General features: G+C 47.1%; 10 protein-coding genes. 9 read left to right on the plus strand and 1 reads right to left on the minus strand.

Going from position 1 to position 12,100, the window contains the following annotated elements:
* The first annotated feature begins 6 nt into the window (after positions 1-6).
* The 3 genes from rimI (at position 7) to PP175_RS03110 (ending at position 4,086) form a co-directional block, all read left to right on the plus strand.
* Complete coding sequence (rimI, locus tag PP175_RS03100; RefSeq protein ID WP_272441393.1) at positions 7-492, plus strand: ribosomal protein S18-alanine N-acetyltransferase; 486 nt, start codon at positions 7-9, stop codon at positions 490-492.
* Entirely contained in the window at positions 464-1,522 is a 1,059-nt protein-coding gene (gene tsaD, locus PP175_RS03105; RefSeq protein WP_442870445.1) for a tRNA (adenosine(37)-N6)-threonylcarbamoyltransferase complex transferase subunit TsaD, read from the plus strand. Before rimI ends, tsaD begins: the two co-directional genes overlap by 29 nt.
* Before the next feature lie 278 nt (positions 1,523-1,800).
* A complete protein-coding gene (locus tag PP175_RS03110; protein ID WP_272441395.1) occupies positions 1,801-4,086 on the plus strand; it encodes a hypothetical protein in 2,286 nt (761 codons plus the stop codon).
* A 33-nt stretch (positions 4,087-4,119) separates the two neighbouring features.
* On the opposite strand, the gene PP175_RS03115 is transcribed toward PP175_RS03110, so the two are convergent.
* A complete protein-coding gene (locus PP175_RS03115) occupies positions 4,120-6,054 on the minus strand; it encodes an ABC-F family ATP-binding cassette domain-containing protein (RefSeq protein ID WP_272441396.1) in 1,935 nt (644 codons plus the stop codon).
* A gap of 88 nt (positions 6,055-6,142) precedes the next feature.
* On the opposite strand from PP175_RS03115, the gene PP175_RS03120 reads away from it, so the two are divergent.
* The 6 genes from PP175_RS03120 to groL all read left to right on the plus strand — a co-directional run bounded on the left by PP175_RS03120 (position 6,143) and on the right by groL (position 12,045).
* Positions 6,143-6,733, plus strand: a complete 591-nt coding sequence (locus PP175_RS03120; protein ID WP_272441397.1) for a 5-formyltetrahydrofolate cyclo-ligase — start codon at positions 6,143-6,145, stop codon at positions 6,731-6,733.
* An 86-nt stretch (positions 6,734-6,819) separates the two neighbouring features.
* Complete coding sequence (locus tag PP175_RS03125) at positions 6,820-7,311, plus strand: MogA/MoaB family molybdenum cofactor biosynthesis protein (RefSeq protein ID WP_272441398.1); 492 nt, start codon at positions 6,820-6,822, stop codon at positions 7,309-7,311.
* 31 nt (positions 7,312-7,342) lie between these two features.
* On the plus strand, positions 7,343-8,143 hold the full coding sequence (gene tatC / locus PP175_RS03130) for a twin-arginine translocase subunit TatC (protein ID WP_272441399.1): 801 nt from the start codon (positions 7,343-7,345) through the stop codon (positions 8,141-8,143).
* A gap of 286 nt (positions 8,144-8,429) precedes the next feature.
* Positions 8,430-9,581, plus strand: a complete 1,152-nt coding sequence (locus PP175_RS03135) for a YsnF/AvaK domain-containing protein (protein ID WP_272441400.1) — start codon at positions 8,430-8,432, stop codon at positions 9,579-9,581.
* 472 nt (positions 9,582-10,053) lie between these two features.
* The gene (gene groES, locus PP175_RS03140; protein WP_272441401.1) at positions 10,054-10,338 is read left to right on the plus strand and encodes a co-chaperone GroES; all 285 of its coding nucleotides are present in this window, start codon (positions 10,054-10,056) and stop codon (positions 10,336-10,338) included.
* 75 nt (positions 10,339-10,413) lie between these two features.
* The gene (gene groL, locus PP175_RS03145; protein ID WP_272441402.1) at positions 10,414-12,045 is read left to right on the plus strand and encodes a chaperonin GroEL; all 1,632 of its coding nucleotides are present in this window, start codon (positions 10,414-10,416) and stop codon (positions 12,043-12,045) included.
* The last annotated feature ends 55 nt before the right edge of the window (positions 12,046-12,100 follow it).

Below are 12,100 nucleotides of genomic sequence, written 5' to 3' on the forward strand. Positions count from 1 at the left end.
ACCCGAATGGAGCAGGAGAAAACGATAATCCGCAAAATGGAAAGCAGGGATCTGGAGCAGGTATATGAACTTGAAGTTCTGTCGTTTACCATCCCGTGGTCGTATGAGTCTTTCTACAACGAACTGCATACGAATTTGTTTGCGCAATATAAGGTTGTTGAATATGAAGGAATGGTTATCGGGTACGCCGGCATGTGGCTGGTGATTGATGAGGCGCATGTTACGAATGTGGCGATTCACCCTGATTTTCGCGGCCACCACCTGGGCGAGCGTCTTATGCGGGAAATGATGCTTTTTGCGCGCAGGCAGGGAGCACAGGCCATGACGCTGGAAGTCAGGAAGAGCAACACGGTGGCGCAGAATCTCTACCAGAAGCTGGGGTTTGAAGCTGGCGGGGTCAGGCGCGGCTACTACACGGATAACAATGAAGACGCAATTATAATGTGGGTGAATTTACATGACAATGAGTATCTGGAATCAAAAAGCTCGTAAGCGCAGGGAGGAAGATTTGGCGGCCGGCAAGCCTGCTCTCATCCTTGGTATTGAAACAAGCTGTGATGAGACATCTGCTGCTGTAATAGAGGACGGGCGCCTCATACGGTCGAACATCATTTCCTCGCAGATCGAAAGCCACAGAAGGTTCGGCGGCGTTGTACCGGAAGTCGCTTCTCGCCATCATGTGGAAAACATTACAGCGATTATTGATGAGGCGCTGCGTACGGCAGATTGTACGCTTCAAGATATTTCGGCGATAGCCGTTACATACGGTCCCGGGCTGGTGGGGGCGCTGCTGGTAGGCGTTGCGGCAGCGAAGGCCGTTGCCTTTTCGCGTGGGCTGCCATTGATAGGTGTCCATCATATCGCAGGTCATATATACGCCAACCGTTTCGTAAAAGAACTGGAGTTTCCGCTGGTTGCTCTGGTCGTTTCGGGTGGCCATACGGAACTGGTCTATATGAAAGAACACGGTTCCTATGAAATTCTCGGGCAAACGCGCGATGATGCTGTAGGTGAAGCCTATGATAAAGTGGCACGCTCCTTAAAAATGCCGTATCCTGGCGGACCTCATATCGACCGGCTGGCACACGAAGGAAATCCCATTATTCCCCTGCCGCGCGCCTGGATGGAAGGTACGTATGATTTTAGTTTTAGCGGCTTAAAATCTGCCGTCCTCAATGTCTTGCACAACGCGGAACAGAGGGGTGAAATGGTTAATCCTGCTGATCTGGCTGCCAGTTTTCAGGCTTCCGTGATTGAGGTGCTGGTGGAAAAAACATTCCGCCTGATCCATGAGCGGCCGGTGAAGCAGCTTCTCCTTGCCGGGGGCGTTGCAGCTAACAAGGGGCTTCGGCAAGTTTTAACAGACCGCGCAGGCAAGGAAGGCATTGATTTAATTATTCCTCCGCTTTCCCTTTGCACAGACAACGCGGCCATGATTGCGGCTGCGGGTTTTATCGAATATCAACAAGGAAACCTGGCTGACCTGGATTTAAACGGTGTTCCGGGCCTGCCTCTTAGCTAAGAAAAACGTAGCATGCAAGCCTGCTTTCCCTCTGGAAGGCGGGTTTTTTGTTTTTGAGAAAGAATAGGCTCGTGAAACAAGGGGAAAACTAGCCGTGATTTACCCACAAACCAAAAAAGCAGATCTTTTATGTCGATTGCTGGGGAATGCTGTGGGCAATAAGTGAATAAAGTTATCAACAATATGTGGATAATGTGGATAAAACAGTGGATATCTTGACATCATACACTTTTTGTTGTGGATAAAGGTGTGGATTTGTGGAAAAGGGAGAGAACGGAGTGAATAAGAGATATCGAAAAATGGTTTTGTTTTTTCTTGCCTTTTCTTTTTTGACCAGTTTTTTATGCCAATCGACAGTTTATTCGAAAAAAAGTACCCCTCCACAAGTTATTCTCATCATGAGCGGGCAGGTCTCACTTGAAGATATCCACAGGGCGGAAAACCGCAAGCAAAATCAATCCAGCTTTTGCACAGCATTCATTGGCGAAATGAATATGAAAACCCAGGCGGGTCTGCAGGATATACATAATGCTGTCACGATCAGTGCAGGTTCCAGGGCGGCGGGTTCTGAATGGGCCCGGCAGGCATACGGCACAAATAAGCAGGACAATATGGGGTTAGCTTTATACCAGCAATTATCCGGCATTAACATGTTATCCACAGAAGTAGCCTCATCGGGTGTCCTGCTTCCTTATATAGAAGCGTTGCTCAAAAGAAACAGGGACGACGATACCGGGGCTATCCCTGGCTTATTGGGTGAAACGTTAAAGCGCAGCGGTGTGAAAACTGCCGCTATCGGAAACGGGGACAGTGATAGCCGGATAAGCCGGCTCGCGCCCATCCTTGTAATGGATCGGCAAGGGCAAGTGCCTGAAGGAAAAGTGGGTGAGCAGGTTTTGCAGCCTGCCCCTTTTTTCCCCGGCGGAAAAAAGACGGGCTATGCACAGATTGAACAGCAGATTGATAAGTGGTCTGCTCAGGGGATTGGAGTAATTGCCGTTGAGCTGGGCGATTTAACCCGGCTTGAAATGTTTCGGGACAAAGTGAACAGCCAGAGATACGAACAGCTTCGCGACCAGTGTGTGGATGAAATGATGCAGTTTGTGAACAGGATAGCTGGCAATCAGGCCTTTCCGCGCAAAGTCCTTTTTTTCTCTTCTTCACTGCCAAAAGAGGCCATTCAGAGCAAGAAACTAATGGGGCCTGTGGTCCTGCTTGACCACCCAAACAGGAGGGCTGGCGTGCTTTTATCGGCAACCACACGCCAGCCGGGCTTACTGGCTAATATTGACATAGCCCCGTCCGTGCTGGAATGGCTGCACGTGGCAATTCCGGCTGAAATGAAAGGGCAGCCCATTCGTCAATCTGTGTCAGTTAGCCACCATAGCTTCTGGATGGAATCAGAGCGAACAGACAGGGTTTACGCAAACCGATCCAATGTGTTATATCCGTACACAGCATTAGTCCTGCTCGTTATATTGGCCGCTGCCTTTTATTTGCTTGCGGTCAATAACAGAAGGCTCAGCAGTCTCTGTTCTAGGCTAAAGCCCTTTTTGTTGCTGTGCATGCCCGCTCTATTGCTGGTACCTTTTGTATTTCTCCTTCTGCCGCTGGTTTTTATACCATCCGGTTCATTTGTTACCCTCCTGTTAGTGGCCGGAGTCTCCATGCTGATGGCTTACCTGCTGAGGAAGGCTGATTTTACTGTTTGCTTCTTCTGGATTGGCCTATTAAATTGGGTTCCGCTGCTTATCGATGGGGTGGGGGAAGGGACGTTAATTAAGCGATCCTACCTTGGTTTTGACCCGGTGATTGGCGCCAGGTATTACGGCATCGGAAATGAGTACATGGGGGTGCTCGTCGGAGCTACTCTATTGAGTGTATCGCTGGCAGCAGAATTTCACCGTTTACGGAATAAGCGGGAGCAAAAGGGGGCTTTGTTTCGGGCGGTGGCGGCAGGTGTATTTTTAATCCAAATATTGTATATGGCCTGGCCAGAAGGCGGTGCAAAGGCAGGCGGCATCATTGTCCTTCTCATTTCCTACACGTACGTTATGTTGCGCTATGCAGGGAATGCGCCAGCCAGCGCGAACGTTAAGCGGAAACTCATTGTTGCGGGCGGGATCGTTGTCCTTTCGGTTCTATTGTTTATGGTGAATGATATCGTCTCCGCTGAGCGGCAGTCCCATGTCGGGCGGGCTGTTCACGAACTTACAGGAGGAAATTGGGCAGAAATTGGCAGGATAGTGAAGCGTAAAATACACATGAACCTCAGGCTCACCCTGCATTCTCCTTGGAGCAAAGTTTTTCTTGTAGCTATTGGCGTCATTCTGTGGCTGCTGGTTAAGCAGGCCAGCAGCATTAGGAGGATAGCAGAGACGAAGCCGGATTTAACGAACGGGGTGAGGGGCATTGGACTTGGCGCTTTAACGGCTGTATTCACAAATGATTCGGGGATCATTGCTGCCGCGCTTGCGATCATGTACGCGGTCATTCCGTTACTGTACTTTTTAGTAGCGGGGCATGGCGACAAAAGAATAAGCACGCCATTAACGACACCATAGCTGTTTAATAGTTAGGGGTCGATACCTGGTGCTTTATTCCTGAAGTTCCGTCCATTCCTCGAACCGTTCATCAAGTGAGGCTCTGGTTTCCTCAAGCTGCTGATTAAGCAGTAGGGCCTGTTCATGGTCCTGAAATACTTCCGGCTTGCACAGCTCCGCTTCTATTTCTTCGATACGAGTTTCCATTTGTTCGATCTGCTTCTCAAGTTCCTCAATGCGGCGTTTCTGCTGCCTTTCAAGCTTCTTCTGTTCTTTACCATGCTGAAACTTCTCTTTATTCGTTACTTTATCGGAATCCCCAGCAGGTGCGCCAGCATTCTCAACAACGGAACTGGAGGATTCACTTTCTTCTAGCTCTTGTTTTTTCTCCAGATAATAATCGTAATTGCCAAGGTAGGATACAACGCCGGATGGCGTCATCTCCAGCACGCGGGTCGATATTTTGTTGAGGAAATAACGGTCATGGGATACAAATAGAATGGTGCCTGGGTAATCCTCAAGCGCTTCCTCAAGAATTTCTTTGCTGAACAAATCGAGATGGTTGGTAGGCTCATCCAGAATGAGCAGGTTTGCTTTCTGGAGCATCAGCTTGGCAAGGGATACGCGCGCGCGTTCGCCACCGCTCAATTCCCCGACTTTCTTCAGCACGTCATCGCCGCTGAACAGAAAATTACCCAGAACGGTGCGTACGTCCTTTTCCGGCATCGTTGGATAGTCATCCCATAATTCATGTAAAACTTGTTTGCCGCGGCTTAAATTGTCCTGTTCCTGGTCATAGAAGCCTGGCGTTACACTGCTTCCAAATTGGATCGCTCCTGACAGTGGTGGGATCTGCCCTACAATCGTTTTTAGCAGCGTTGACTTTCCAAGTCCGTTTGGCCCGAGCAATGCCACCCGTTCACCGCGGGCAATTTGAAACGATAAACCCTGTGCAAGCACCTTATTCTCATAACCGACGGCCACATCCTGAAGAGTGATGACCTGATTGCCGCTCACCTTATCGATGTCAAACTGAAAAGATGCTTTTTTTAAGCCGCTGGGCGGCTTATCCATCACATCCATTTTGTCCAGCATTTTTCTCCGGCTTTGCGCCCTCTTGGTTGTGGAGGCACGGACAATATTGCGCTGGATGAATTCTTCGATTCGTGAAATTTCGCTTTGCTGTTTCTCGAACTGCCGAATCTGTTGTTCCAGCCGCTCGCCTTTAAGCAGAAGATAATTGGAATAGTTCCCGGTATAACGGGTAACATGGGTGCGCTCTAACTCATAAATCACATTGACAAGTGCGTCGAGGAAGAAACGGTCGTGTGAGACAACGAGCACCGCACCGGGATAGCCCTGCAGATACTTTTCCAGCCAGCCTAGTGTTTCAATGTCGAGATAGTTGGTCGGCTCATCCAGTACAAGAACATTCGGTTCCATCAGCAGTAGCTTAGCCAGCGCTAGCCTGGTTTTCTGGCCGCCGCTTAACTGGTTGATTGGCGTGTCATAATCCGCAGGGTAGAAACGCATCCCGTGGAGAATCGACCGTGTTGTCGCTTCATACTGATAACCGCCTTTATTTTTGAAATCCTCCATGAGGTGTGAGTACGTGTTCATTAATTTCTCATGCAGGGCTTCATTGGCTATCACAGCTGGATCTGCAATGCGTTTCTCCAGATCTCTGAGCTCATTTTCCCGCGCTTTAAAATGCTCAAATACGGTGATAAGTTCCTGCCAGATCGTCCGATCCGAAACAAGCCCGCTGTCCTGCGCGAGGTAGCCAAGTGTGACGTCCTTCGCTTTTACGATTTCTCCTGTATCCGCCAGCATCTGGCCTGTAATGATCTTTAGCAATGTGGATTTGCCGGCTCCATTCACGCCGACTAAGCCTACTCTTTCACCTGTTTGAAGTACTAGATTTATATTTGACAGCACCGGGTTAGCGCTGAATGATTTTCCTATGTTTAATGCCTGTAATAAAATCATTTTAGGTTTCACCTCGTCATATAGTCCAATTTCAGTGTATCCTATATAGTGAAAATAAGAAACCAACCCAATCGGAGACGGATAATCCATGGATACAAAACAGCAGATTCGAACCAGAATAATAGAAGAACGGGAAGCGCTCACAGCAGATGAACGAGCAAGTCGTTCAGAGGCCATCGTTGACACGCTGCTTAGCCTCAAACAGGTTACGTGCGCCGGCAGCGTATTTGTTTTTCTCCCTTTTAATGGTGAAGTCGATATTGACCGGTTCATTAGCACATGTGCGGAAGCTGGAAAAAAAATATACGTCCCCAAGACATACATAAATGAAAAACGAATGCGCCTGTTTCGTTTTACCGGATGGGATCGGCTTATACCGGGCCCCTACGGCATCAGGGAACCGGATCCGGCCCATGCTGAGATGTGGCAGGGTGAGCCTATCGATGTTATGATTGTACCTGGTGTCGCTTTTACGCGAAACGGGGAACGGTTGGGGTATGGCGGAGGTTTCTACGACAGGTTTTTGGAGGGACTAAAGGACTTGCCTGATCGCATCGCTCCCTGCTTTGAAATGCAAATAGTCGGTAGGCTTCCGGTTGAAACGCATGATATAGTGGTTAACCACCTTGTCACGGAAAAAACGGTGTATAATTGTTCAAAATTTCGACACGGCATTTAGGCAGGAAGGACAGACAGATGCCCAGCATTATTGTACAATATAGATTACTATCTATTGAATACAGAGTTGAGCGGAGGGTTTAATAAATGTGGAAAATTGGGGTTATTACTTCCAGCGATTCCGTTTATAAAGGACAGAGAAAGAACGACTGCTTCCCAATATTGGAAACGCTTCTAAAAAACAATCTCAATGCGGAAGTCAGCGACCATCGGCTATGTCCGGATAATATAGAGTTTCTAAAGGAAAACATGATTGAAATGGTGGATCGCCAGAGGGTAGACCTCTTAATTACAATTGGCGGTACAGGATTAAGTCCAGAGGATGTCACACCGGAGGCAACAGCTCTAGTTGTTGATCGTCATGTACCGGGCCTGGCTGAGGAGATGCGCCGCTGTGCCATGCAGAATTCACGCCGCGCGCTTCTAACACGCGCAATTGTTGGAACACGCAGCAATGCGCTTGTCATTAATCTCCCTGGGAGCCTTCCCGCAGTGGAAGAATGCTTCCTTGCTATAGTTGACCAGATTCCAACCGCTCTTAACATCATTCAGGGAAAAAACGAAAATATTAATATTTAACGTTTTTTGACGAAAAGAGGTTGTGCCATCGATGAGCGAGCAGGGACCAGAATTACGGGTGGTTGAACATTTATCGGAACTGCGCAGGCGTATTATATGGGTTCTTGCAGTTTTTGTGGCAGCCCTTGTCGCCGGTTTTATTGTCGCAGGCCCTGTGATCCAATATTTTAAACGGGCCCCCATTGCGGCCGGATTCACCTGGAACGTTTTTGGGCTTGGCGACGGACTTCGCGTATACATGCAATTTGCTTTTGTGATTGCGATCGTGATTACGTCCCCGTTTATGATGTATCATATCTGGCGGTTTGTCTCACCGGGCCTTCGCCCGGAGGAAAGGAAAGCTGCAGGAGCTTTCATCATCCCGGCGTTCCTGCTATTCATAGCTGGGCTCCTCATGGGTTATTATGTGCTGTTTCCTATGATCGTCGGCTTTATGAAGAAATTCGCAGTCGATCTTGGTGCCAATACGACATATGGCATTGCTCAGTATTTTAGTTTTATGTTTAACATCATTCTCCCGTTTGCGCTGTTGTTTGAGCTTCCTATTGTAGTTATGTTTCTGACGAGGCTGAGGATCCTCAATCCTATCCGCCTGCGAAAAGTTCGCGGATACGCCTATATTGTGCTTATTATTGTGGCGTCGATGATTTCACCACCGGATCTGATCAGCCATCTCAGTGTATTCATCCCGCTTATCATCCTTTACGAACTAAGCGTCATGCTGTCACGGGTTGTCTATGATAAACAGTTAAAGGAAGATCTGGAGTTGGACAAGGAATTGGATGCTGTAGATGATGGGCGTAAAATGCCCGGCTCCAGCAATGAAGAATAGCAGATTGGAAATTGTGATTAAGAGTGCTCCGCATAAGCGGTGCACTTTTTTTAGTGGATTGGAAAGTATGCGTATCCTTACACATAAGCGCACCTAAGGCTGTCGACCTTCGCCTGCGGCTTGGCTACCTTAAGTTTTCCAATGATCATAATTTAAATATTTACATTTTTTTAACTTTTCCTGGGATTTAAAAATGAAATAAGGAGGTAGAGATGAGAGGGGATAAATATAAAGTTTATTTCCAAAATTACTATTATAAGATCAATAATCTTAGGAGGTAATGGAAATGGGAAAAGCTATTGTGGGAACTTTTAACTCTGAGCCCGAAGCTATTGAGGCCATTGATGGTTTGAAGAGTCAGGGGTATGATACAACAGATATCCTGGTAATGTCAAAAAACAGAAGAAACCTCCCAATGGTGGCAGCTAAAACAGGAGCAAAGGTTGAAGCCGGCATGCCTGCAAGTACCGTAACCGACGTTATGATGGACAGCTTTCTGACCATTATGACAGGAGGGATAATGGGCAGCCATTCCGTTAGCCTCACAAACAAACTCGTCAATATGGGAGTGCCGGAATTTACGGCGAAACAGTGTGAATCTGAAATCGATCAAGGAAAAATTCTTGTAATGCTTGATACGGATCATGGCGGTACAAGCCCAGTATACAGCAGCATTTCTGGGGCACGGTTCGGGGCCGAAGAGCAGAGAGCGCTTCGCCTCCATGAGGAACGCATCGATATCACGAAAGAGCGCGTGATGGTCGGTGAACTCCAAGTGCGAAAAGAAGTGAAGGAGGAAAAAAGAACCGTTCATGTTCCGGTGACCCGTGAAGAGGTGTATGTGGAGCGGCATCCTGTGTTCAATGATAATTTCGATGGAAGCCCGATTACGTCGGAGAGCGAAATCATACGTGTTCCAATTATTGAGGAACGGATTGAGGTCTCGAAAAAGCCTGTAGTGGTTGAGGAAGTGATTATTGGAAAACGCATCGTTGAGGAAACAAAGCAGGTAGAGGACATCGTGAGGAAGGAAGAAGCTCGAATTGAACGTTCCAACGCGCCTGTTGTTGTGGAAGAGATAAGCAACAACACGTTCCGAACAGATTCAATGCCACATGTTCATCTTGAGCACTCTGGCCTTCCTGCTGTTGAAAAAGATAAAAGTATTGCCGTTTCACCAATGAACAAGAAACAGGAAACCCAGATCACCAATTCGATGTCTCCTGCTGTTGAGAAGGATAAAAGCATCGCTGTTTCACCAATGAACAAGAAACAGGAAACCCAGACCGAGCATTCGATGTCTCCTGCTGTTGAAAAGGATAAAAGTATCGGCGTTTCAGCAGTTAATAAAAACCAGGAAAATCACGCCAAGCTTTCTGAATCGGGTACTGGAGAAGAAGATAGAAATGCAGCTTCAGCCAACAAGAAGAAGAAATAACTGTCGGGTATAGCCTTGTGTAACACACAACAAAATACACAACGGTTTTAATCACATGGGACATGCTGCCAAAGTTTACTGGCGGCCTTTTTTTTCTAGATCTTGATAAAACGTTTGAGGAGGAAAACAAATTGGCATTGGATCCGCAAGCAAAAGCTTTTCTCGATCAATTGGCTACTTTAAACGGACCTCGCTTGTCTCAATTGTCGCCTGAAAAACTTCCCTTTCCGATTTAAATGAGGCGCTCATTAAATGGGACAAATAGAAATTTCTATATGGATGCCGCGCTTCATAACAAAGTGTTTGCCGTGTATAGAACATGCATGGGAGGGGTCATAATGGAAAAGGAAATTTTTTTGCAGCCTAGGGCTTGCAAAATGGAAACAAAGTGGATATTATAATAATTGTGTTAGCACTCGAATCGAATGAGTGCTAACAAACAATCAAACATGTTACAGGGAGGTTGTTTTCAGTGTTAAAGCCACTAGGTGATCGTGTAATTATTGAACCTATCGCAAAGGAAGAAACAACTGCAAGCGGTATCGTTTTACCGGATACGGCTAAGGAAAAGCCACAGGAAGGTAAAATTGTTGCAGTTGGCAGCGGCCGTGTTAATGACAACGGCGAGCGCATTGCTCTTGAAGTTAAAGAAGGCAGCAAAGTTATTTACTCTAAATATGCTGGAACTGAAATTAAATACAATGAAAAAGAACTTCTCATTATGCGCGAAAGCGATATTCTCGCGATTATTGACTAATCCACTGAGAACTACATTTAATAGATGAACGTCCAAGAGTAAAAAACCTACATAATTAGGAGGGCGAAATTCAAGATGGCAAAAGATATTCGTTTTAGCGAAGACGCTCGCCGCGCAATGCTTCGCGGTGTGGATGTGCTTGCAGATGCAGTTAAAGTAACACTCGGGCCTAAAGGCCGGAACGTGGTTCTAGAGAAAAAATTCGGATCTCCGCTTATTACTAACGACGGTGTAACCATCGCCAAAGAAATCGAGCTGGAAGATGCATTTGAAAATATGGGTGCACAGCTTGTTAAAGAAGTTGCAACCAAAACAAACGATGTTGCTGGTGACGGTACAACAACTGCAACTGTTCTTGCACAGGCTATGATCCGTGAAGGCTTGAAAAACGTAACAGCTGGCGCTAACCCGATGGTAATGCGCAAAGGTATTGAAAAAGCTATTCGCAGAGCAGTTGAAGAAATCCAAGCAATTTCTAAGCCAATCGAAGGTAAGGAATCTATCGCTCAAGTTGCTGCCATCTCTGCTTCTGATGAAGAAATCGGTAAGCTAATTGCAGAAGCTATGGAAAAAGTAGGCAAAGACGGCGTTATCACCGTTGAAGAATCTAAAGGATTCACGACTGAACTTGATGTAGTAGAAGGTATGCAGTTCGACCGCGGTTATGCATCTCCTTACATGATTACAGATACAGACAAAATGGAAGCTGTTCTCGACAGTCCTTACATTCTAATTACTGACAAGAAAATCAGCAGCATCCAAGAGATGCTTCCTGTTCTTGAAAAAGTGGTACAACAGGGTAAAGCTCTTCTTATCATTGCTGAAGATGTGGAAGGCGAAGCACTTGCTACTCTCGTTGTCAACAAACTTCGCGGCACGTTCAATGCTGTAGCTGTAAAAGCTCCTGGATTCGGCGACCGTCGCAAAGCAATGCTGGAAGACATTGCAGCTTTAACTGGCGGCCAGGTAATTACCGAAGATCTTGGACTTGATCTGAAATCCGCTACACTGCAAATGCTCGGCCAGGCTGGCAAAGTTGTTGTAACGAAAGAGAACACAACAATTGTTGAGGGTGCTGGAGAACGTGCAAACATCGAAGCTCGCATCAATCAAATTCGCGCTAACATCGAAACAACTACTTCTGATTTCGATAAAGAAAAACTGCAGGAGCGCCTTGCTAAATTAGCCGGCGGTGTAGCCGTTGTTAAAGTAGGGGCTGCTACTGAAACAGAATTAAAAGAGAAAAAACTTCGCATTGAAGATGCTCTTAACGCGACTCGCGCAGCAGTTGAAGAAGGGATCGTTGCCGGCGGTGGTACTGCCCTCGTATCCGTATACAACACAGTTGCAAGCCTTGAAGTTGAAGGCGATGAAGCAACAGGCGTACGCCTTGTGCTCCGTGCCCTCGAAGAGCCGGTTCGCCAGATCGCAACGAATGCTGGCCTTGAAGGTTCCGTTATTGTTGAGCGCCTTAAGAAAGAAGAAATCGGCATCGGTTTCAACGCTGCTACTGCGCAGTGGGTGAACATGATCGAAGCTGGTATCGTTGACCCTGCTAAAGTAACCCGTTCAGCTCTGCAAAATGCAGCTTCTGTAGCGGCTATGTTCCTCACCACTGAAGCAGTTGTAGCTGATAAGCCGGAAAAAGAAGGCGCTGGCGCCGGGATGCCTGACATGGGCGGAATGGGCGGCATGGGCATGATGTAATCCCTCTGGGGATGGCATCAACCCTTTCATCAAAAGGACTTCCTGCAAAAGCGGG

The organism is Aneurinibacillus sp. Ricciae_BoGa-3 (assembly GCF_028421645.1).
GTDB lineage: Bacteria > Bacillota > Bacilli > Aneurinibacillales > Aneurinibacillaceae > Aneurinibacillus_B.